Below are 22,697 nucleotides of genomic sequence, written 5' to 3'. Positions count from 1 at the left end.
GTCTCTCCAACAAAAAAGGCTCGCCTCCGTCCGGAAGCGAGCCTTCTGTTGGATTGGGATGTGCCTTCAGCGCGGCAGCGTGGTCGAGCCCATAAGGTCGAGATCGACGGCGCGCGCGGCCTGCCGGCCTTCGCGGATCGCCCAGACCACGAGCGACTGACCGCGGCGCACGTCGCCGGCGGCATAGAGCTTGTCGACCGAGGTCTTGTAGCCATGGTCGTCCGCCAGCACGGCCACATTGCCGCGCGAATCCGTCTTGGTCTTCAGCGCGTCGCCCGCATCGGCCATGAACCCGTCCATGAACGGGCCGGCAAAGCCGATGGCGATAAAGGCGAGATCGGCCTTGATGACGAACTCGGTGCCGGGGATCGGCTTACGCTTCTCGTCCACCTGCGCGCACTTCACGCCGGTCAGCTGGCCGTCCTCGCCGACGAATTCGAGCGTTGCGACCTGGAACTCGCGCACCGCGCCTTCGGCCTGGGACGAGGAGACGCGCATCTTCGTCGCCCAGTAGGGCCAGACTTCGAGCTTGTTCTCCGTCTTGGGCGGCTGCGGGCGAATGTCGAGCTGCGTGACTTTTACTGCACCCTGACGGAAGGCCGTGCCGACGCAGTCCGACGCTGTGTCACCGCCGCCGACCACCACGACATGCTTGGCGCCGGCCCAGATTTCGCCCGCGTTCCAGCCGGCGCTCTCGACCTTTTCGCCACCGACGCGGCGGTTCTGCTGCACGAGATAGGGCATCGCATCATAGATGCCTTCCAGCCCGTTGGTCGGAATACCAGCCTCGCGCGGACGCTCCGCGCCGCCGCAATAAAGAACCGCGTCGAACTCGGCTTGGAGATCGGCCAGCGTCTTGTCCTTGCCGACATCGACGCCGCAATGGAAGGTCACGCCCTCGCCCTGCATCTGCTCGACGCGCCGGTCGATCCAGTGCTTTTCCATCTTGAAGTCGGGAATGCCGTAGCGAAGCAGACCGCCCGCGCGCGACTCGCGCTCGAACACATGAACCTCATGGCCCGCGCGCCCAAGCTGCTGGGCCGCCGCCATGCCCGCCGGACCCGAGCCGATGACGGCGACGCGCTTGCCCGTCTGCGTCTCGGCGGGCTGCGGCTGGATGAGGCCGAGCTTATAGGCCTGATCGGCGATCGCCTGTTCCACCGTCTTGATGGCGACCGGAACGTCTTCCAGATTCAGCGTACAGGCTTCCTCGCAGGGCGCGGGGCAGATGCGGCCGGTGAATTCGGGGAAGTTGTTGGTGGAGTGCAGGTTGCGGATCGCCGCTTCCCAATCGCCGGAATAGACGAGATCGTTCCAGTCCGGGATCTGGTTGTGCACGGGGCAGCCCGTCGGCCCGTGGCAGAAGGGAATGCCGCAATCCATGCAGCGCGCCGCCTGCTTGCCCACTTCCTCTTCCGACATGGGCAGCGTGAATTCGCGGAAATGGCGAATGCGGTCGGACGCCGGCTGATATTTCGCCGTCTGGCGGTCGATCTCGAGAAAGCCCGTCACCTTGCCCATTTGCCCCTCCGTCTTAAGTTCTGCCGCACGATCCTGGCGGCAGCAGACCGCAGCGCCCTGTCGGCTCGCCCGGTTGCCGGGCCGGCTTCGACATGCGCCGCCTTATACCAAAATTCGCGAAAATAGAACGCGTCCAAACTTCGCGAGCGATTGCCGGCCGCCCGCTGCCCCGAGCCGCCTCCCGCCGATCGGCGACGAGAGGGTGGATCAGGGACGGAGATACCGGCGTCTTATCCAGAAGGCGGCCCCGAGTGTTGCGCCGAAGATGACGGCCGGCGCCGGAAGAACCCGTTCGCCAACCACATCCCTGCCGGAATGGCGAAGGCGATCAATGCCGCCATTCGCCAACCGTATCGTCGCCTCGCCTGGGGCCATACGCCGCCTTACTCGGCGGCGACGCCCATGCGAGCCCGCTCCATTTCGAGAAGGGCGCGGCGGTACTCGACCGGCATGACCTTCACGAATTTCGGGCGGTAGGTCTCCCAGTGATCCAGCATCTCCTTGGCCCGGGTCGAGCCGGTATAGTGGAGATGGTTGGAGATCAGCTTGTAGAGACGCTCGTCGTCATGGCCCGTCATGTTCGAGGACACGTCGACCCGGCCCTTGTGCTGGAGATCGCCGCCATGGTGATGCAGCTTCTCCAGAAGGTCGTCTTCCTCCGGCACCGGCTCCAGCTCGACCATGGCCATGTTGCAGCGGTTCGCGAAGTTGCCTTCGGGATCGTAGACATAGGCGATGCCGCCCGACATGCCGGCCGCGAAGTTGCGGCCCGTATGCCCGAGGATCACCACCACGCCGCCGGTCATGTATTCGCAGCCATGGTCGCCCACGCCCTCGACCACCGCGATGGCACCCGAGTTGCGCACGGCGAAACGCTCGCCCGCCACGCCCCGGAAGTAGCACTCGCCGGCGATCGCGCCGTAGAGCACCGTGTTGCCGACGATGATCGACTCTTCGGGCACGATGCGCGTGTTCTCGCGCGGGCGCACGATGATCTTGCCGCCCGAGAGACCCTTGCCGACATAGTCGTTGCCATCGCCCACGAGATCGAAGGTGATGCCGCGCGACAGGAACGCCGCGAAGCTCTGTCCCGCCGTGCCCTTGAGCTTGACCGAGATCGTGTCGTCCGCGAGTCCCTTGTGGCCGAAGCGCTTGGCGACTTCGCCCGCCAGCATCGCGCCGGCCGAGCGATCGACATTGGAAATGTCGGTCTCGATGCGAACCTGCTGGCGTGTTTCGAGCGCGACCTTGGCCTGCTCGATCAGCTTACGGTCGAGCACATCGGCAATCGGATGCTCCTGACGGCGCGTCCAGAGCGTTTCCTCGACCGGCGCGTCCGGCTTGTGGAACAGGCGCGAGAAATCGAGCCCCCTCGCCTTCCAGTGATCCACCATCTCGCGCTTGTCGAGACGCTCGGAGCGGCCGATCAACTCGGCCAGCGAGCGCACACCCATGGCCGCGAGAATCTCGCGAACCTCTTCCGCCACGAAGAAGAAGAAGTTGATGACGTGCTCGGGCGTGCCCTTGAAGCGCTTGCGAAGAACCGGGTCCTGCGTTGCTACGCCCACAGGGCAGGTGTTGAGGTGGCACTTGCGCATCATGATGCAGCCCGCCGCGATCAGCGGGCCCGTCGAGAAGCCGAACTCGTCCGCGCCCAGCAGAGCGCCGATCACGACGTCGCGGCCCGTGCGCAACCCGCCATCGACCTGCAGCGCGATGCGCGAGCGAAGCCCGTTGAGCACCAGCGTCTGCTGCGTTTCGGCCAGGCCCATCTCCCAGGGGGAGCCGGCATGCTTGATCGAGGTCAGCGGCGAAGCGCCGGTGCCACCGTCGAAGCCGGACACGATGATATGGTCGGCGCGCGCCTTGGCGACGCCGGCGGCCACCGTGCCGACGCCCACTTCCGACACGAGCTTCACAGAGATCGCGGCTTCCGGGTTCACGTTCTTCAGGTCGAAGATCAGCTGCGCCAGATCCTCGATCGAGTAGATGTCGTGATGGGGCGGCGGCGAGATCAGGCCGACGCCCGGCGTCGAGTGGCGCGTCTTGGCGATCGTCGCGTCCACCTTGTGACCGGGCAACTGACCGCCTTCGCCGGGCTTGGCGCCCTGCGCGACCTTGATCTGCAGCATGTCGGCATTGACGAGATAGTCGGTCGTCACGCCGAAGCGGCCGGAGGCGATCTGCTTGATCGCCGAGCGCTCGGGGTTCACGTCGCCATTGGGCAGACGCGCGTAACGATCGGGCTCCTCGCCGCCCTCGCCCGTGTTCGACTTGCCGCCGATCCGGTTCATGGCGACGGCGAGCGTGGCATGAGCCTCGCGCGAGATGGAGCCGAAGCTCATCGCGCCCGTCGAGAAGCGACGCACGATGTCGGCCGCCGATTCCACCTCTTCGAGCGGCACGGGCTGAAGACCCAAGTCTTCGGCCATGCGGATCTTGAACAGGCCGCGAATGGTCGAGCTGGCCACGGCCGCGCCGTTCACCATCGCGGCATATTCCTTATAGGTCGCATACGAGTCGAGACGCACGGCGTGCTGCAGCGCGGCCACGACATCGGGCGACCAGACATGGGCCTCGCCGCGCATGCGGTAGGCATATTCGCCGCCGACTTCGAGCGAGCGGGCGAGCACCGGATCGGCCGAGAAGGCGCGCGTGTGGCGCTCCACCGTCTCGCGGGCGATCTCTTCCAGGCCGACGCCCTCGATCGTGGTCGAGGTGCCGAAGAAGAACTGCTTCACGAAATCGGACTTGAGGCCGATCGCGTCGAAGATCTGCGCGCCGCAATAGGACTGGTAGGTCGAGATGCCCATCTTGGACATGACCTTGAGCAGACCCTTGCCCACCGACTTGATGAAACGGCCGACCACTTCCTTGGCATCGACTTCCGGGGGGAAATCGCCGCGCTCATGCATGGCGAGCAGCGTGTCGAAGGCGAGATAGGGATTGATCGCTTCGGCGCCGAAGCCGGCAAGGCAGGCGAAGTGATGCACTTCGCGCGGCTCGCCCGATTCCACGACGAGACCGGCCGCCGTGCGCAGACCCTTGCGGATCAGGTGATGGTGCACGGCCGCCGTCGCCAGAAGCGCCGGGATCGGAATGCGATCGGGGCCCATCTGCCGGTCGGACAGGATGATGATGTTGTAACCGCCGACGACCGCCGCCTCGGCCCGCTCGCACAAGCGCTCCAGAGCACCGGACATGCCGGCCGCGCCCTGCTCGCTTGGATAGGTGATGTCGAGCGTCTTCGTGTCGAAGCGATCTTCCGTGTGACCGATGGTGCGGATCTTTTCGAGATCGCCATTGGTCAGGATCGGCTGACGCACTTCGAGCCGCTTGCGGCGCGAGGTCCCTTCGAGGTCGAAGATGTTGGGCCGGGGTCCGATGAAGGACACCAGACTCATCACCAGCTCTTCGCGGATCGGATCGATCGGCGGGTTGGTGACCTGCGCGAAGTTCTGCTTGAAATAGGTGTAGAGCAGCTTCGACTTCTCGGACATGGCCGAGATCGGCGTGTCCGTGCCCATGGAGCCGACGGCCTCCTGGCCGGTCGTGGCCATGGGCGCCATCAGGATACGCGTGTCTTCCTGGCTGTAGCCGAAGGCCTGCTGACGGTCGAGCAGCGACACGTCGGCGCGCGAGGCGCGGGGCGCCACGGGCTTCAGGTCTTCGAGGATCAGCTGCGTCGACTTCAGCCAGTCGCGATAGGGATTGGCCGACGCGATTTCGCCCTTCACCTCCTCGTCGGAGATGATGCGGCCCTTTTCGAGGTCGATCAGCAACATGCGGCCCGGCTGGAGCCGCCACTTCTTGACGATGCGCTCTTCGGCGACTTCCAGCGTACCGGCTTCCGAGGCGAGGATGACGAGATCGTCGTCGGTCACGACATAGCGCGCCGGACGCAGACCGTTGCGGTCCAGCGTCGCGCCGATCTGCCGCCCGTCGGTGAAGCACACGGCGGCCGGGCCGTCCCAAGGCTCCATGAGCGCGGCATGGTACTCGTAGAAGGCCTTGCGCTCCGGGCTCATTTCCTTGTTGCCCGACCAGGCTTCCGGGATGAGCATCATCATCGCATGGGCGAGCGTGTAGCCGCCCTGCGTGAGGAGTTCGAGCGCGTTGTCGAAGCAGGCCGTATCGGACTGACCCTCGTAGGAAATCGGCCAGAGCTTGGAAATGTCGTTGCCGAATAGCTCCGAATCGACCGAGGCCTGACGCGCCGCCATCCAGTTGACGTTGCCGCGCAGCGTGTTGATCTCGCCGTTATGGGCCACCATCCGGTAGGGATGGGCGAGGCGCCAGGACGGGAAGGTGTTGGTGGAGAAGCGCTGGTGCACCAAGGCAAGCGCGGATTCGAAGCGCTCGTCCTTCAGGTCGCGGTAATAGGCGCCGACCTGATAGCTCAGGAACATGCCCTTGTAGACGATGGTGCGCGAGGACAGCGACACGACGTAGAAGTCGGTATCGACGGACTGTGCCTCGTTATAAACGCGGTTCGAGACAACCTTGCGGATGATGTAGAGCTTGCGCTCGAACTCGTCGTCCGTCTGCGCCGAAGCCGGGCGGCCGATGAAGATCTGCCGGTGCATCGGCTCGGTGGCCGCGATCTCCGGCGCCTTGGACAACGAGGCGTTGTCGACCGGCACTTCGCGCCAGCCGAGGACGACGCAGCCTTCTTCCTGCACGGCCTGTTCGAACAGCGACTTGAAATGCAGCCGGCGCGCTTCGTCCTGCGGCATGAAGACGAAGCCGACGCCATACTGGCCCGCCTCGGGCAGTTCGACGCCCTGGCTCGCCATCTCGGCCTTGAAGAAGCCATGCGGGATCTGCACGAGCATGCCCGCGCCGTCACCCATCAGCGGATCGGCGCCGACGGCCCCGCGATGCTCCAGATTGTGGAGGATCGTCAGACCCTTTTCGACGATCGAATGGGACTTCACATTCTTCATATGCGCGATGAAGCCGACGCCGCAGGCGTCGTGCTCCTTGGTCGGGTCGTAGAGACCCTGCGCGGCCGGGAGCGTTCGGGGTTTGACGGTCGCGATCTGAGTGTTCGCGGCCTTCATGGCCTCGCTCTCGATCATGGATGGCGTCTTCGTCATCGCGTCACGTCTCCCTATTTCGAACCACGCCCCGGAGGCGGGTTCCAACTCCGGGCAGCCCGCTGGGCGCGGCCGGTCTGAACCGCCACGCCCGGAGGAATTCCCGTTTCGATCAGAGCCCGAAGGGCCCCATGTTCAAAGCCCCGCGATCCGTCGGGGTTCGGCACTGCGACCCGAAGGTCGGCAATTTAGGTCAGCATTGCTGCCATATCTCAGGCTTATGGCAGCTTCTTTGGATTTTTTCAAGAGTGCTTCTAACGCGTTGACGCGCAGGTTTGAAGCGCGCAAGGGCAGAAGCTCGGTCGATAATGCCGGAAAGGCTCTCATGATCTTTGCTTCCGACAATTGGTCCGGCGCTCATCCGGCCATCTCCGCCGCCCTTTCCACGCATGGCGCGGGCATGGCTGCCGCCTACGGCTCCAGCGATCTCGACAAGGCGGTGGAGCAGCGCTTCAACGAGATTTTCGAGCGCGAGGTCGCGGTCTTCTTCGTCGGCACGGGAACGGCCGCGAACTCTTTGAGCTTTGCCGCCGTGAACCGTCCCGGCGGCGTCGTCATGTGCCACCGCGAGGCGCATGTGGTGGAAGACGAATGCGGCGCGCCGGAATTCTTCACGCATGGCGCGCGCATGGCCCCGGTGGACGGAGCCTTGGGCCGGATCGATCCGGCGCAGCTGCGCCATGAGCTCGCCCGCTTCCGCCCCGGCTTCATCCATGCCGGTCAGCCCATGGCGGTAACGATCAGCCAGGCGAGCGAAGTCGGCACGCTCTATAGCCGCGATGAAATCTCGGCGCTCGCCGCGATCGCGCATGAGCAGGATCTGGCCTTCCATATGGACGGCGCGCGTTTCGCCAATGCGCTGGCGGCGACCAAGCTGTCACCCGCCGATATGACATGGCGGGCGGGCATCGACATCCTTTCTTTCGGAGCCACCAAGAACGGCTGCTGGTGCGCGGAAGCCGTCGTGTTCTTCGATCCCGAGAAGGCGCGACAATTTCCTTATATACGCAAGCGGGGCGCGCAGCTCTTTTCCAAGACGCGCTTCATCGCCGCGCAGTTCATGGCCTATCTGGACGATGGGCTCTGGCTGACGCTGGCCGCGCACGCCAACTTGATGGCCGATCAATTGCGCGACGCCTTGGCGCATTCGAACCGCGCCCGGCAGGCCTGGGATACGCGCTCCAACGAGGTCTTCGCGATTCTGGAGCGCCCGGTGGCGGACGCGCTGCGGGCCGAGGGCGCCGTCTTCTACGACTGGAACATGCCCCATGGCAGCGGCCAGGCGCTCAACGAAAACGAAGTCCTGGTTCGACTGGTCACGAGTTGGTCCACCGAGCCGGCCGATGTCGAGCGCTTCGCCGCCGCGCTCGCAGCCACCGCCTGAGTTCGAAAGGTCGCCAGTCGGGAACGGATCAGGCTTTGAGGAGTTTGGGTCTTGTGTCCGTCAACAGGAGGAACTCATGGCGACCGACGCATTCCACCAAGGCAAGCTCGCCTTCCAGAACAATCATCCGATGTCGTCCTGCGAATATCCCGTGGGATCGAGCCTTAGGGCCGAATGGATGGCCGGCTGGAACGAGAGCCGCAACACCGAGCCCGGCCATTTCCGCTCGTCTACTGCAAACGAGCATACGATGGCCTCCAACGGCACGGCGTCCGAAGCGCTGCATTGATGCCTTGAAACCATCATGACGAAGGCCGGGTGCCATAGCGGTGCCCGGCCTTTTTCGTATGGTCGTCGGCCATGATGTGACAAACGAAAACGGCGCCTCGAAAGGCGCCGCTCCCAACCTGAATTACGGTTTCGATCAGGCCGCGTTGGCTTCGATCGACTTCGCATTGGCGTTGGCGTTCGAAATCTCGATCCGGCGGGGCTTCATCGCCTCGGGGATCACACGCAGAAGATCGATATGGAGGAGGCCGTTCCTGAGGCTCGCACCCTTCACTTCAACATGCTCGGCGAGCTGGAAGCGGCGCTCGAAAGCGCGGGCGGCGATGCCGCGATACAAGAACTCGGACCCCTCGCCTTCGCCATCCGACTTCTCGCCCTTCACGGTCAGCGTGTTTTCACGCGACTCGATCGAGAGTTCGCCATCCCCGAAGCCGGCCACGGCCATGGTGATGCGATAGGCGTTCTCGCCCGTGCGCTCGATATTGTAAGGCGGGTAGGTCTGGGCATTCTCACCCGAACCGAGCGTGTCGAGCATCGAGAACAAGCGGTCGAAGCCGACGGTGGAGCGGTACAGGGGAGCGAAATCAAACTGACGCATGGTCGTTCTCCATAGGAAGCAACAGGTTTGCGACTTTGACGGGAAACAATGTCCTCCCCATCTGGCGGAGGGCTTCTCGTCAGTGGCCCCGTTCGGCGGCCACAGGAAGCAGATGGTAAGCGGCAATTTGGCCTTCAAGCCTTGCCCGCATTTTTTTCGAGAAATCTGTTACGCGTTTTAAAACAGCGGCTTGTGGTGGCAGGCGGGATGAACGCCAGATGAACACGCGCTTCCGTCTGCGTTCAGCCTGCTGGAGTCAATGTGCCAGTCCGCAAGGCAGAGTTTGTCTTGCTGTCTATGGCTCTGGCGTCCCGTCCCTTCCGCCAGGGTTGCGCGGGGTCGGCCTCTTCCGCGAGATCAGGTCGGCCCCGTTTTCACGCCAGCTAGCTGCAAGCACATCGGCTTCAGCCGGGCAGACGCGGACATCTGGCGGCAGATCGTTTACCATCGCGCTCTATGCTGAGGGCATCTCGATGCCCGTTGAGCCGCGCATCCGCCGCGGATCGCTTGGCATCCGAAGGGAGAGCCTTTTCCTTGTCGCAAACGCCCGACGCTTTCGTCTCTTCGCTCGACAATCCGCCGCCTCTCGATATGGAGATCGGGTATCTCGACATGGGCCGGGGTCGGAGCCTGCGCTATGCCCTGGCCCCACGCACCGAGGGACGGGAAAGCCGAGGCACGATTCTTCTGCTCCAAGGGCGCAACGAGGCCAGCGAAAAATATTTCGAGACGATGCGCGACCTCAACCGGATGGGGTTTAGCGTCGCGACCTTCGACTGGCGTGGCCAAGGCCGCTCGTTCCGCTCGCTCGCCAACCCTTTCGTCGGCCATGTCGCGAATCTCTCTCAGTTCACCGACGATCTCGACCGGATTTTCCACGAGGTCGTGCTGCCGCGCTGCCCTGCACCTTATGCGATTTTGGCCCATTCCATGGGCGGGCTCGTCGCGCTCACAGCCATGGAACGGCTGGAGGATCGTGTGGAGCGCATGGTGCTGCTGGCGCCTTTCGTCGCCGTGCCCGGCTCGGGGCTCGCCCTTGCCAGCTTCCGCCTCGTATCCTCACTTCTTCACTGGACGGGCCTTGGATGGCTGCCGGTGCGCCGGGCGCGGCGCATCGAGCCAGGCACCGCTCTCGCCGACAATCCGCTGACATCCGATCGCAAGCGGTTCGAGCGCAATCTGGCGCTTCAGATCAACGCGCCCGACCTCTTCGTCGGCGCTCTTTCGGCGTCCTGGTTGCGCGCCGTCTTGAAGGCGCAGAGGCGGCTGGAGAAGTCCGACGTCATCGCGCGGATGCGCCTGCCGACTTTGTTTCTGGCGGCGGGAGCCGACCGGGTCGTGTCGAACCGCGCGGCGGAACGGTTGGCCTGGCGAATGCGCTCAGGCCATTTCCTGCGTGTGGCCGGTGCGCGCCATGAAATGCTTCAGGAGGCGGATCGCTTTCGCGATCCGGCCCTATCTGCCTTCGAAGGCTTCCTCGCCTCCGCCCTGCCCCGCCAGCGTCCGGCCGAGCCGGCTGTGGACGCGGCGCTGGTGGAAGAGGCCCTGGTCGCCGCCATCCCGGACGTGGCGCGCGCCGAGTAGCGCCTGAGCCTCAGCCGTTGAGAAGGCGCAGCGCCGCCTCGTGGAGCTTCGGCGTCGCGGCGGCGATGACATCGCCACCATCCTCAGGCCGGCCGCCGTCGAAGGTCGTGATGACACCGCCCGCCTTTTCCACCAGCGGCGTCAACGCCACGATGTCATAGGGCTGAAGACCGGGCTCGACGCAGATGTCGACATGACCCGAGGCGAGCATCGCGAACGCATAGCAGTCGGCCCCGAAGCGCGTCAGGCGAACGCTATCGACGAGCGACTGGAAACGCTCCTTCAACGGCGAATGAAACAGCTCCGGCGCGGACGAGAAAAGCGTCGCGCTTTCGAGCCCGCCGACATCGCGCACCTGCAAGCTGCGCTGGCCGAGCGGGCCGTCGCTCCATGCGCCTTCCGGCGTCGCCCAGAAGCGCTCTCCCGTGTAGGGCTGGCTCATGATGCCGAACTGCGCGATGCCTTTGACGGTGAGGCCGATCAGCGTGCCCCAGACCGGAACGCCGCAGATGAAAGGGCGCGTGCCGTCCACGGGGTCGATCACCCAGAGAAGATCGCCCTCGCCCGAGCGCCCGAATTCCTCGCCCAGAATCGCATGGTCGGGAAATTGAGCCTCGATGACGCGGCGAATGGCCTTTTCCGCCTCGCGGTCGGCCTCGGTTACGGGATCGAACGTATAGCCTTCGCGCGGCTTGTTGTGAACCTGGAGCGGCTGGCGGAAGCGCGGCAAGGTTTCCTTGGCGGCGACATCGGCGAGCTGGAACAGAAAGTCGGCATCGGGAAGCTGCATGGCGGGCCCTCGTGCTGGTGCTCCCGACCCTATGAACCAGCTTGGGCCCGAAGGCTACAGCACGCCGCTGCTCAGCGTGTCTATTCGGCAGCGGCAGCGAGATCCCCCTGCCAGCCGGCTTCCACTTCGCCGGCAAAGCATGTGACGAGACTCCAGAGATCGCGTCGCAGGAGCGTAAAGCCGTCATGTGGCAGGAAGCCCACCTCGTCGGCATAGAGCGCGCGGTTGATCTCAATCTGGATGGCGTGGACGCCGCGCCGGGGCCGGCCATAGCGCTCGGTGATGAAGCCGCCCGCATAGGGCTTGTTGCGCGTCACCTCATAACCCAGCGCCGAAAGCCGCTGCGTCACCATCACGACATAGGCATGGAGCGCGCTCGTGCCGAACCGATCACCCACCACCATGTCGGCCCGCCGCCCGCCCGGCATCAGGCGCACGGACGAGGGCATGGAATGGCAATCGAGGAGAATGGCGAAGCCGAAGCGCCGGCGCGTGCGCTCGATCAACGCCTCCAGGGCCTCGTGGAACGGGAAGTAGATCGCCTCGATCCGGCGCTCGATCTCCGTAAGCGGCAGCTTGCCATTGTAGATATCCTCGCGCTCGGCCACGATTCGCGGGATGGTCCCCAAGCCGCCCGCCACGCGCACGGAGGCGGAATTGGCGAAGTCGGGAAGCGGCCCGGCGAACATGCCCGGGTCGAGTTCGTAGGGCTCGCGATTCACGTCGAGATAGGCGCGGGGAAAGCGGGCCTGAAGGATCGGCGCGCCGAGCGCGGGAACGAAGTCGAAGAGCTGATCGACGAACAAATCCTCCGACCGGCGGATCGCATCCGGCCCAAGCCGCGTCTGCTCCAGAAAGTCCTTCGGGTAGGCCCGCCCGCTATGCGGCGAGCAAAAGACGAAAGGGAGGGTCTGCTCGCCCGGTTCGACGATTTCGAAGGCTGGGCATGGGCCGGCCGCCGTTTCCAGAGTCGGTATGGCGGTCTGCAACGTCGCTCTTCCCCTTTCTTAAGCCTTCTCGTGGGAATATAAGGCTCAAAACGTTCCTGAACATTCCACTTAGCCCTTGTTTAAGCAATCTGCTAAAAGGATTGTCGGAAACGGGCATCCCGGGGCTCAGCCCGGCTAACGGACACGGACGAATGTACAAAATCCTTTTGGCCGAAGACGACAATGACATGCGCCGCTTCCTCGCCAAGGCGCTGGAAAAGGCGGGCTACGAAGTCACGGCCTATGACAATGGCGGCTCGGCTTACGAGCGGCTGCGCGAGGAGCCGTTCTCGCTGCTGCTGACCGACATCGTGATGCCCGAAATGGACGGGATCGAGCTCGCGCGCCGCGCGACCGAACTCGACCCCGACCTCAAGGTCATGTTCATCACCGGCTTTGCCGCCGTGGCGCTGAACCCCGATTCGAAGGCGCCCAAGGACGCCAAGATCCTGTCCAAGCCCTTCCACCTGCGCGAGCTGGTCGAGGAAGTCGGCAAGATGTTGCAGGACGCCGCCTGAGGAACGTTCGATCGGCGGCGGGAATCGCTTGACCTCGCCGCCAGAAGATGGCCTAAGCGCGTCATCGAATGGGCGTGTAGCTCAGCGGGAGAGCACTACGTTGACATCGTAGGGGTCACAGGTTCAATCCCTGTCACGCCCACCATTCGACCTCCAAGAGTACACGTGATCCACCTGGCGTTTCGCCGGGTTTTTCGCGTTTCGCGCGCCCCTCACCCTGCGCGAATCGTTCCGTCATCTCCGCTTCACATTCTTGACGACGCCCGGCGGATATGGTCTATCCGCCTTCACCGGATGGGCGTGTAGCTCAGCGGGAGAGCACTACGTTGACATCGTAGGGGTCACAGGTTCAATCCCTGTCACGCCCACCATCCGGCTTCTCCATTCCCCCGATCGCAAGACTGTCGCAGGACCTGTCATCGCGCCGACATCCGGTTGCGGCAGACTGACCATCTATGCTCTTCGATTCAGGTCTTTCGCCTTGACGTGGCGCTCGGCTCATGGTCTATCCGCTCCATCGAATGGGCGTGTAGCTCAGCGGGAGAGCACTACGTTGACATCGTAGGGGTCACAGGTTCAATCCCTGTCACGCCCACCATTCGATCCCCCAAGTTTTCGGCAACCACCCACTGGGTGACCGTTGCGATCAGGGCAAGAGCGACGATCCGGTCACCAGCATCGGCCAGACAATGGATGTTCGTCGTCCATCCGCCGCACGAAATGCCGATCGCTTGGCTGAACTCCCCCTTTCCGCCAGAATTGGCAATATGTTGGTTGGATCCCCTAGCGAGGCGGTTTCCTGCCGAACATCACCGCACGGGAGAGATCTTGCGGCGGCAGAGGAGGAAACTCGCCGCCGCCAGGAGCCAAGCACTGAGGCCTCCGTAGAGTGTTACCCATTCGAAGCCTTCCTTGAACGCCGCGTGTGCGATTGCCGTGGCATCGGCCGACGACAGGTTGGGCAGCAGCCGGCCGAGCGCCGTCAGGTCGCCCGCCACGATGCGTTCAGCGGCCGAACGCAGGCTCGATGCGTCTGCTGTGTCAGGCAAGGCGCCGGTAATGTAGGCCAGCACGCCGCTGACGAGGATATAGCCCATCAGGGCGATGTTGACGGCGAGCGAGATCATCCGAGCGCTCATATCGATCCCAGACGCCATACCGGCGCGGGCGCTCGGCACGGATCCCGTCGTCGTATTGGTGACCGGTGTGTTGGTGAGGCCAAGGCCCGTGCCGGCGATCAGCGCACCGGGCAGCATCGTCGCCCAGCTCGGATGCGCGACGCTGCTGCCGATCTTCATCAGGAAGAAGCCAAGACCGATCGTGAAGAGCCCTGCCGGGATGACGACACCCGACCGATAGCGCAGCGACAGCCGCTCGCCGAGCGGCGGCGCGATCAAGGTCGGTATCGTATAGGCCAGCAACGACAAACCAGCCGTCGCGGCGTCATAGCCGAGACCGCTCTGGAACCAGATCGGCAGATAGATCATGAACGGCCAGAAGCTGAAGTTCATGCCGACCGAGCCGAGCAGTGCGCCGGAAAAGGGACGGATGCGGAATACGGCAAAGTCGAACATCGGCCGCGGATTGACCCGCTCGGCAACGATGAATGCCAGAAAGCTCACGCCTGCGGCGGCGGCAATCCCGAGCGCCATCGGACTGGCAAAGCCGAGCGCCGGCCCCTGCGTAATAAAGAATGCGAGGCAAAACACGGCCAGCGACAGCGTGGCGACGCCGGCGACATCGAGCCCCTTCGCGTCCGGATCACGCGATTCCTGCACGCCGTCCACAACAAGCAAAAGCGTCACAAGCGCGAGCGGCCCGTGGACCAGGAATACCCATTGCCAGTTTGAGATCGCGACGATCGCGCCACCGATGATCGGCCCGAAGCCCAGCCCCAAGCCGAAGACGATCCCCCAGGTACCGAACGCCTTACCGCGCTCGGCCGCATCCGCGAATTGATGCGACAGGACGGCAATCTGACAGATCAGCATCGCGCCGCCGCTGCTTCCTTGGAGGAAGCGTACGGCGATCAGCACCGGCGTGCTCGGCGCCAGCCCGCACACAACAGACGTGGTGCCAAATGCGACGACGCTGGCGATGAACAGGCGCTTGCGGCCGTAGCGATCCGCCAGCGCCCCTGTCGCCATCAACACTGTCGTGACGGCGATGGTGTAGGCGTTCATGATCCATTGAAGGCCGTTGAAGTCGGCTTCGAGGACATGCTCCAGCGTGGGCAAGATGACTGGCACGCTGGAGATTTCGAGCCCGAACATCAGCGATGCAAGGCACGCACCGGCCAGCGCTATCCGATTTCGGGACTGATTGGACAATGGCATCGCGGTCCTCGCACATCTTGCTCGTGACCATCGACGTAATCGAACATCCATCACAACTGAACGATATGGCTGTGCATTTCAGTGACAACGAATGTACATAGATCGCCATGACCATTCTCGATGTCGAGGCCGTTCAGGCCTTTGTGACCATTGCCGATCTGAAAAGCTTCACCCGTGCGGCCGAGGCGCTGGGGACAACGCAAGGTGCGATCAGCGTCAAGCTCAAGCGCCTCGAAGATCGTGTGGGTCACAAGCTCATCGAAAGAACGCCGCGTATGGTGAGGCTCTCCGTACAGGGCGCGGCTTTCATCAATGGCGCGCGCGACTTTCTGGCGGCCCACGAGCGGGCCGTGGCCGGATTGTCGCCGACGGCAGTCCGGCGCTTCACGCTGGGGATCGCCGCCCATATCGCCGGACCGGAAGTCCCGACATTGCTCGCGCGTCTCAACACCCATGACCCGGCGATGACGATCGAGGTGCGGATCGACACCTCCCGAGCGCTGCTTGACGCGTTCGATCGTGGCGACGTGGATGCCGTGATCGTCGGCCGGGAAGACGACCGGCGCGACGGGGACGTCCTGGCAAAGGAGCGCCTGGGCTGGTTCGCCGCGCCGACCTTCGAGCATCGCGAAGGCCAGTCGATCCGCCTCGCCGCGTTATCGCCGGCCTGCCGCGTTCATGACGTCGCCAAACGTGCTCTCGATGCCGCCGGGATCGCCTGGACCGAATCTTTCCTGGGTGGCGGTTCCTCAGCGGTCATGGCCGCCGTGTCGGCGGGCCTCGCCATCGCGCCATTCTCGCCCCGCATGGCACCGCTCGGCACGGTCGATGTCGGCGAACGCTACCGCCTGCCCGAACTCGCACCATTCGAAATCGTGCTGCATACGACTCTGTCGGACACCAGATCGCGCGAGGCTCTGCGGATGCTGGCGGCTGCCTTTCGTGAACATCGGCCTGCATCTCTCCGATGGGACAGCGGCTTTGTATAACCTGACGGAGAGAGCATCCGAAACTTCGCGTTTGCCGTGGCGTCTATCGCCTCGAACCGATCTCAAGCTTCCAAGAGAGGACTCATACCCTCCGATCCGCACGCTCCTATGCGAAGCGCTCCTGCCCCGGCTGAACCTCGGATCTGTTGACATGGTCCTTCAGCCAGATGCGCGAGGTGGCGAGGCATAGGAAGGCTCGGAGGGCATGGCGGTTTTGTCGTAGCGCATGGCGACGCGGCGAGCCTGCTTTCAGGCGGTCGAACATGCGCTCGATACGACTGCGATCACGATACTGACGCAAGTCGAAAACGGCCGAGCTACGACGGTTGGCCTTGGGTGGGATCACCCGCATGACGCCTTTCAAAAGCGAGGACTGGCGAATCTCCTCGCCGTCGCAACCTTTGCCGGCGAGCATCAGACGCGGCTTGCCCACCGGCATGGCCAAAAGGGCGGGGACGGCCAGGACAAACAGCATGCCGTCGAGAAAACGGCGGTTGTCATGATCCGGGTGCGCCTTTCGACGCCGTTCGCTCGGCCGAAGCTCGCCGACGACGGCCCATTCCCCGTCCGACAAATCCCCTCGCGCCAAGGCCGCCTTCGTGGAAGGCGGCCTTGAATCACGCATTAGCCGATCGGGGAACCCACGAGGTCAACAGGGCTTGGCTCCGCGATAGATTGCGTAACCTGTGGAGCGACTTTCCGTTCTATTTTTAGCTCCTCGAGTCGAAGCGCAGCGTGTCTTCCAATACGCCCGGATGAGCAGGAATCATTCCCACTCGATCGTGCCGGGCGGCTTGGACGTCACGTCGTAGACGACGCGATTGATGCCTTTGACCTCGTTGATGATGCGGGTCGCGGCATTGCCGAGGAATTCCATGTCGAAGGCATAGAAATCCGCCGTCATGCCGTCCACCGAGGTCACGGCGCGCAGGGCGCAGACGAACTCGTAGGTGCGCCCGTCGCCCATGACGCCGACCGTCTGCACCGGCAGAAGCACGGCGAAGGCTTGCCAGATCGCGTCGTAGAGACCGGCCTTGCGGATTTCGTCGAGATAGATCGCGTCGGCCTGACGCAGGATTTCCAGCTTCTCGCGCGTGATGCCGCCAGGGCAGCGGATGGCGAGGCCCGGGCCGGGGAACGGATGGCGGCCGACGAACTGCTCGGGCAGGCCAAGCTCGCGGCCGAGCTCGCGAACCTCGTCCTTGAAGAGCTCGCGCAGCGGCTCCACGAGCTTCATGTTCATGCGCTCGGGCAGGCCGCCGACATTGTGATGCGACTTGATCGTCACTGAGGGGCCACCGGTGAAGGACACGCTTTCGATCACGTCGGGGTAGAGCGTGCCCTGCGCCAGGAAGTCCGCGCCGCCGATCTTCTTGGCCTCGGCCTCGAAGGTCTCGATGAACAAGCGGCCGATCGTCTTGCGCTTGACCTCGGGGTCCATCTCGCCTTCGAGCGCGCCGATGAAGAGGTCCTGCGCCTGAACATGCACGAGCGGGATGTTGTAATGGTCGCGGAACATGCCGACGACCTGCTCCGCCTCGCCCATGCGCAGGAGGCCGTGATCCACGAAGATGCAGGTCAGTTGATCCCCGATCGCCTCATGGATCAAAATGGCCGCGACCGACGAATCGACGCCGCCCGACAGGCCGCAGATGACGCGAGCATCGCCGACCTTGGCGCGGATTTCCCCAATCGCCTGCTCGCGGAAGGCGGCCATGGTCCAGTCGCCCTTGAGACCCGCGATACGGTGGACGAAGTTGGAAATCAGCTTGGCGCCATCGGGCGTGTGGACCACTTCGGGGTGAAACTGCACGCCGTAGAAGCGGCGGGCCTCGTCGGCGATGGCCGCGAAGGGCGCGCCCGGCGAAGCGGCGATGATCTCGAAACCCTTGGGCAACGCGGTAACCCGGTCGCCATGGCTCATCCAGACCTGATGGCGCGTGCCCTCGGCCCAGATGCCGTCGAAGAGCGGCGAGGATTTCTGCACTTCGAGGAAGGCGCGGCCGAACTCGCGGTGCAGCCCACCCTCGATCTTGCCGCCGAGCTGGGCGCACATGGTTTGCTGCCCGTAGCATATGCCGAGAACCGGAATGCCGGACGAGAAGATGATCTCAGGCGCGCGCGGCGAGTTCTCTTCGGTGGTGGACGCGGGCGAGCCGGAGAGAATCACGGCCTTCGGATTCAACCGGCGGAAGCCTTCTTCCGCCGACTGGAACGGCACGATCTCGGAATAGACGCCGGCCTCGCGCACGCGGCGCGCGATGAGCTGCGTGACCTGGGAGCCGAAATCGACGATGAGGATGGTATCGAGGTGCTGGGTCATGGCGGACTTCTAGATAAGGCGCTGCAAAAGGCAAGAGCCTCGCGCTCCGGACCGAAGGCCGAGAGCGGTTTGTCGCGCAAGCGTCGTCCTGCCGTGGTCCGGGCGTCATTCTTCGCCGGCGGCCCCCCGTGCCGGAGGCTTCTTCATGAAACCGATTCGAGCCCTGCATCGGGGATGGCCACGAGAGATCGGAGGAATTGACCCTCCGATTCGATTCAAATCGCCAGCGTGCCCTCCTCTACGCCGCGCTTGAGAGAATCGAGCGCCAGCGCCAGCTCGCGGTCGAGTGTGGGAAGAAGCGCCGTCCAGTCGGTGTATTGGCGCAGCTCTTCCGCACCGTCCGAAATGCCGCGAAGGGCCAGAAGGGGAACCGCGAAGCGATGCGCCGCGCGCCAGACGGCGAAGGTTTCCATGTCCACCATATCGGCGTCGATCGTCTCGTAGCCGAGGCCCGACACGACATTGCCGCCGGTGGAGAGCCGCGCGGCCGGAATGCCGGGCAAGGGCGTTGCGAGCGGCACGGCGACCGGATGATCCACCAGCGGCGTCACGCCCTTGGTGAAGCCGAGCGGCGAGGCGTCGATATCGCGCCAGGAGACGCTGGAGGCCTGATAGACACGGCCCTGCTCCAGATGGCGCGCGCCGGCCGAGCCGAGCGAAACCAGGAGATCGGGCGGCGTGCCGTGATCTTGCAAGCGCTGAAGGGCGATGCCGGTTTCGAGCGCGGCTTCGATCGGGCCGATGCCGGTCATCAGCGGCCGGATGCGTCGCTGAAGCTCCGCGCCATATTCGGCGGGAGCCGCCATGACGAAGAGAATGCGGCGTCCGCCCCAGTTCTCGACGGCGTGGGTGGTGGCTTCGCTCATCCGTTCAGCTTCAGGATCGCGGCGTTGAGAAGCGACGCGTAGGACACCCAGACGGCATAGGGCACGAAGCACCAGAAGGCGAAGCGATCCCGCTCGCCGGTTCGTCCCAAGAATATCAGGATCGAGGCGAGCAGGCCGAGGATCACGACCAGCGCCGGCAGGGTCGCATGAGCGTTGAAGAAGAGCGGCGGCCACAGGAAGTTCAGCGCCATCTGGATCACCCAGGCCGAGAGCGCCTTGCGATTCTTCGATTGCCAGATGCGCCAGCCGGCGAGCGCGATCAGCACATACAGCACCGACCAGACCGGCGCGAAGATCCAGTCCGGCGCATTGAACCAGGGCTTGGCGAGATGGCGATACCATCCGTCCGGCCGCGCGATCGTGCCGATCCAGGCCCCGCCGCCGAGCGAAACGGCGAGAAAAATGACGAGCGAAAGGACCGACTTCATGCCGCGCGCTCCAGCATGGCGAAGAAGAAGCCGTCCGTTCCCGAGCGAAGCGGCGTCAGCGTCAGCACCGCTCCATCGCGCACGCGCTCCGCATGATAGGCTTGGGGAGCGCCGGGGAGTGTCTCGGCCCAGATCGCCTCCGCGTCGCACAGGCGAAACTCGGGATGGCTTGCCAGAAAGGCTTCGACGCGCGCCGCATTTTCCTCGCGCAGCACCGAGCAGGTAACATAGGCGAGACGGCCGCCGGGCTTCACGAAGGCGGAGGCTTTTTCGAGAACCGCGTCCTGTTCGGCCATGCGCTTTTGCAGTTGCGACTCGCTCAGACGCCATTTCGCATCCGGCCGGCGACGCCAAGTGCCTGCGCCCGTGCAGGGCGCATCCACCAGAACAAGATCCATCGTCCCGTGGAGCGAGGCTAGATCGTCGCGGGGGCTGTGAACTTCGACACCCTCTGCCCCGGCGCGCGCGATGCGATCCCAGATCGGCGCGAGGCGCTGGCGGTCGGCATCGAAGGCGTGGATTTCGGCGGCGTTGCCGCTGGCTGCGGCGAGCGCCAGCGTCTTGCCGCCCGCGCCCGCGCAATAGTCGAGAATGCGCGTGCCAGCTTGAGCGCTCGCCAGCAGCGCGGCGATCTGCGAGCCTTCGTCCTGAATCTCGAACAGGCCGGTCTGGAAGCCGCGCTCGACCTGCACATTGGGGTGCCGCCCCTCCCCCTCGATCGGAGGGATGCGCAGGCCCCAGGGCGAGAGCGGCGTCGGCTCGGCCGCGAAGGGCTTGAGGTCCGCCAGAACGTCGTTCCGCTCCGCCTTCAGGAGGTTGGCGCGCATGTCGAGCGGCGGGCGGTCCGACAGGGTCTGCGCTTCCGCGATCCAATCGTCGCCGAGCGAAGCCTTGAGCGGGCCGGCCAGCCAATCCGGCACATCGGCCGCGACGGCCTCCGGCGCGTCCTTCAGAGTCTCGCTTGAAAGAAAGCGCTGAATTACGTCGTCACTTGGCAAAGGCGGCGCGAAGCGATCGCCCTCCAAGGCGGCGCGCAGGGCCTCCGGCGTCTGCCCCGCGTCGAGCACGGCGCCGAAAACGAGCGCGGCCGGTGCCTCGCTTCCCATGCGGTGCGCCAGCGACCGGCGGCGGCGCAAGACATCATAGACCATGTTGCCGATCGCCGATCGGTCGCCGGAGCCGGCAAAGCGATGGGCGAGGCCCCAGTCCTTCAACGCGTCGGCCACCGGACGGCGGCGTGCCGTCATGTCTTCGATCACCTCGACCGCCGCCGCGATCCGTCCGCCCAGCCGCATGATGGCTTCCTTCTTCGTATCTCTGACCCGCTTGGTAGTTTCGCGGTCGCGCTTTCTCAAGCCATGGACGCGAAGGGGCGGCGCAAAAGCAAAGGGCCGGGATCGCTCCCGGCCCTCGCCTCTTCCAAGGATGCCCGTTCGGTTTACTCGGCAGCTGCCGCCGAATGGCTCGTGGTCAGGCTCGCCTGCGCGTCGTCGCGGCCCTGTTCGGACAGCGCCTTTCGCACGCCCGCGCCATAGGCCGGGTCGACCTTGTCGAAATGGGCGAGCTGACGCTCCACGATGAACTCCGGCACGCCCTGCAAGGCGCCTGCCAGCGTCTTGAACAGGCGCTGCTTGTGGGCGTCGTCGAACAGGTTGAACAGCGCGCGCGGCTGCGAATAGTGGTCGGCCTCGGCGCGGTACTCGTAGCGCCCGACCTGGCCGCTATAGCGGTGCGGCGGCTCTTCCACGCTCGGGTCTTCCACCGGGCCGCCGAACGAGTTCGGCTCGTAATAGGCGTCCGGGTTGGTCCGCAGGCCGAAGGGCATGGAGCCGTCGCGGTTGTAGTGGTTCACCGGCGAGCGCGGCTTGTTCACGTCCAGCGACTCGTAATGGACGCCGATGCGGTAGCGATGTGCGTCCGGATACGAGAAGAGACGACCTTGCAGCATCTTGTCCGGCGAGAAGCCGATGCCCGGCACCACGTTGGACGGGTTGAAGGCGGACTGCTCGATCTCGGTGAAGTAGTTGTCCGGATTGCGGTTCAACTCCATCTCGCCGACGCGGATGAGCGGATACATGCCGTGCGGCCAGACCTTGGTCAGATCGAACGCGCTCCAGCCGGTCTTCTGCTCGAACTCCTCGGCTTCCATCTCAGGCATGACCTGGATGTACATGGTCCACTTCGGGAAGTTGCCGGCCTCGATCATGCCGTAGAGGGCTTCCTGGTAGGACTCGCGAGACTTCGCGATGACCTGCTCGGCTTCCTCGTTGGTCAGGGTCTTGTGGCCCTGTTGGGTCTTGAAGTGGAACTTGACCCAGAAACGCTCGCCCTTGTCGTTCCACAGCGAGAACGTGTGCGAACCGTAGCCGTTCATGCGGGAAGGATCGACCGGGATGCCGCGATCCGACATCAGGATCGTCACCTGATGCAGCGACTCGGGGCAGAGCGACCAGAAGTCCCACATGGCCGTCGCCGAGCGCAGATTGGTGCGCGGATGGCGCTTCTGCGTGTGGATGAAGTCCGGGAACTTGTAAGGGTCGGCCACGAAGAACACCGGCGTGTTGTTGCCGACGATGTCCCAGTTGCCTTCCTCGGTGTAGAACTTCAGCGAGAAGCCGCGCACGTCGCGCTCGGCATCCGCCGCACCCTGCTCGCCGGCGACCGTCGAGAAGCGGGCCAGCATCTCGGTCTTGCTTCCGACCTTGGAGAAGACCTTCGCGCGCGTGTAGCGCGTGATGTCGTCCGTGACGGTCAACGTGCCGAAGGCGCCCCAGCCCTTGGCGTGGACAACGCGCTCGGGAACGCGCTCGCGGTTCTGGTGCGCCAGCTTCTCGATCAGCTGATAATCTTCCAGAAGCACCGGTCCGTTGCGGCCGACGGTCTTGGCATTCTGGTTGCTGGAGAGGGGCGCGCCAGCCGTCGTGGTAAGCCGCGGTCTGTCGGTCATGGAAACCTCCGTCCTT

General features: G+C 64.5%; 17 protein-coding genes and 3 tRNA genes. 8 read left to right on the top strand and 12 right to left on the bottom strand.

Annotated features, from left to right (window positions below):
• Positions 1-66: 66 nt before the first annotated feature.
• Both NS365_RS10540 and gltB read right to left on the bottom strand, forming a co-directional pair.
• A complete protein-coding gene (locus NS365_RS10540) occupies positions 67-1,521 on the bottom strand; it encodes a glutamate synthase subunit beta (RefSeq protein WP_058600235.1) in 1,455 nt (484 codons plus the stop codon).
• 383 nt (positions 1,522-1,904) lie between these two features.
• Complete coding sequence (gene gltB / locus NS365_RS10535; RefSeq protein WP_058600234.1) at positions 1,905-6,620, bottom strand: glutamate synthase large subunit; 4,716 nt, start codon at positions 6,618-6,620, stop codon at positions 1,905-1,907.
• Positions 6,621-6,945: 325 nt separating this feature from the next.
• Here gltB and NS365_RS10530 point away from each other — a divergent pair, with 325 nt between their 5' ends.
• Both NS365_RS10530 and NS365_RS10525 read left to right on the top strand, forming a co-directional pair.
• A complete protein-coding gene (locus NS365_RS10530; RefSeq protein ID WP_058600233.1) occupies positions 6,946-8,004 on the top strand; it encodes a threonine aldolase family protein in 1,059 nt (352 codons plus the stop codon).
• Between the two features lie 76 nt (positions 8,005-8,080).
• Positions 8,081-8,293 carry an Rmf/CrpP family protein gene (locus NS365_RS10525; RefSeq protein WP_058600232.1) on the top strand — a complete coding sequence of 71 codons (213 nt, stop codon included), beginning with the start codon at positions 8,081-8,083 and terminating at the stop codon, positions 8,291-8,293.
• Positions 8,294-8,428: 135 nt separating this feature from the next.
• On the opposite strand, the gene NS365_RS10520 is transcribed toward NS365_RS10525, so the two are convergent.
• A complete protein-coding gene (locus NS365_RS10520) occupies positions 8,429-8,890 on the bottom strand; it encodes an Hsp20 family protein (protein WP_058600231.1) in 462 nt (153 codons plus the stop codon).
• A gap of 534 nt (positions 8,891-9,424) precedes the next feature.
• Between NS365_RS10520 and NS365_RS10515 the strand changes: the two genes are divergently transcribed.
• Entirely contained in the window at positions 9,425-10,474 is a 1,050-nt protein-coding gene (locus NS365_RS10515; protein WP_058600230.1) for an alpha/beta fold hydrolase, read from the top strand.
• A gap of 10 nt (positions 10,475-10,484) precedes the next feature.
• Here the strand turns inward: NS365_RS10515 and hisN are convergent, their stop codons facing one another.
• Both hisN and NS365_RS10505 read right to left on the bottom strand, forming a co-directional pair.
• On the bottom strand, positions 10,485-11,264 hold the full coding sequence (gene hisN, locus NS365_RS10510; RefSeq protein WP_058600229.1) for a histidinol-phosphatase: 780 nt from the start codon (positions 11,262-11,264) through the stop codon (positions 10,485-10,487).
• 80 nt (positions 11,265-11,344) lie between these two features.
• Complete coding sequence (locus NS365_RS10505) at positions 11,345-12,253, bottom strand: N-formylglutamate amidohydrolase (protein ID WP_082684541.1); 909 nt, start codon at positions 12,251-12,253, stop codon at positions 11,345-11,347.
• 152 nt (positions 12,254-12,405) lie between these two features.
• Between NS365_RS10505 and cpdR the strand changes: the two genes are divergently transcribed.
• The 4 genes from cpdR (at position 12,406) to NS365_RS10485 (ending at position 13,369) form a co-directional block, all read left to right on the top strand.
• Entirely contained in the window at positions 12,406-12,771 is a 366-nt protein-coding gene (gene cpdR / locus NS365_RS10500) for a cell cycle two-component system response regulator CpdR (protein WP_019996719.1), read from the top strand.
• Positions 12,772-12,841: 70 nt separating this feature from the next.
• Positions 12,842-12,916, top strand: a tRNA-Val gene (locus NS365_RS10495).
• Between the two features lie 151 nt (positions 12,917-13,067).
• Positions 13,068-13,142 (top strand) — tRNA-Val (locus NS365_RS10490).
• A gap of 152 nt (positions 13,143-13,294) precedes the next feature.
• Positions 13,295-13,369, top strand: a tRNA-Val gene (locus tag NS365_RS10485).
• A gap of 211 nt (positions 13,370-13,580) precedes the next feature.
• On the opposite strand, the gene NS365_RS10480 is transcribed toward NS365_RS10485, so the two are convergent.
• Positions 13,581-15,107: an MFS transporter gene (locus tag NS365_RS10480; RefSeq protein ID WP_058600228.1), complete on the bottom strand. Its 1,527-nt coding sequence runs from the start codon at positions 15,105-15,107 to the stop codon at positions 13,581-13,583.
• A 107-nt stretch (positions 15,108-15,214) separates the two neighbouring features.
• Here NS365_RS10480 and NS365_RS10475 point away from each other — a divergent pair, with 107 nt between their 5' ends.
• Positions 15,215-16,096 (top strand): LysR family transcriptional regulator, encoded by an 882-nt coding sequence (locus NS365_RS10475; protein WP_058600227.1) that lies wholly within the window; start codon positions 15,215-15,217, stop codon positions 16,094-16,096.
• A 106-nt stretch (positions 16,097-16,202) separates the two neighbouring features.
• On the opposite strand, the gene NS365_RS10470 is transcribed toward NS365_RS10475, so the two are convergent.
• The 6 genes from NS365_RS10470 to NS365_RS10445 form a co-directional block, all read right to left on the bottom strand.
• Complete coding sequence (locus NS365_RS10470; protein ID WP_244498418.1) at positions 16,203-16,571, bottom strand: hypothetical protein; 369 nt, start codon at positions 16,569-16,571, stop codon at positions 16,203-16,205.
• A gap of 291 nt (positions 16,572-16,862) precedes the next feature.
• Entirely contained in the window at positions 16,863-18,419 is a 1,557-nt protein-coding gene (gene guaA / locus NS365_RS10465) for a glutamine-hydrolyzing GMP synthase (protein ID WP_058600226.1), read from the bottom strand.
• 215 nt (positions 18,420-18,634) lie between these two features.
• On the bottom strand, positions 18,635-19,285 hold the full coding sequence (locus tag NS365_RS10460; RefSeq protein WP_058600225.1) for a 5'-methylthioadenosine/S-adenosylhomocysteine nucleosidase: 651 nt from the start codon (positions 19,283-19,285) through the stop codon (positions 18,635-18,637).
• The gene (locus NS365_RS10455; protein WP_058600224.1) at positions 19,282-19,734 is read right to left on the bottom strand and encodes a TspO/MBR family protein; all 453 of its coding nucleotides are present in this window, start codon (positions 19,732-19,734) and stop codon (positions 19,282-19,284) included. The genes NS365_RS10460 and NS365_RS10455 overlap by 4 nt, the downstream gene beginning before the upstream one ends.
• The gene (locus NS365_RS10450) at positions 19,731-21,029 is read right to left on the bottom strand and encodes an RsmB/NOP family class I SAM-dependent RNA methyltransferase (protein ID WP_058600223.1); all 1,299 of its coding nucleotides are present in this window, start codon (positions 21,027-21,029) and stop codon (positions 19,731-19,733) included. The genes NS365_RS10455 and NS365_RS10450 overlap by 4 nt, the downstream gene beginning before the upstream one ends.
• Before the next feature lie 143 nt (positions 21,030-21,172).
• Entirely contained in the window at positions 21,173-22,681 is a 1,509-nt protein-coding gene (locus tag NS365_RS10445) for a catalase (protein ID WP_058600222.1), read from the bottom strand.
• Positions 22,682-22,697: the final 16 nt, after the last annotated feature.

The organism is Aureimonas ureilytica, from assembly GCF_001475935.1.
Lineage (GTDB): Bacteria > Pseudomonadota > Alphaproteobacteria > Rhizobiales > Rhizobiaceae > Aureimonas > Aureimonas ureilytica_A.
This window is presented reverse-complemented; position numbering and strand designations above follow the sequence as displayed.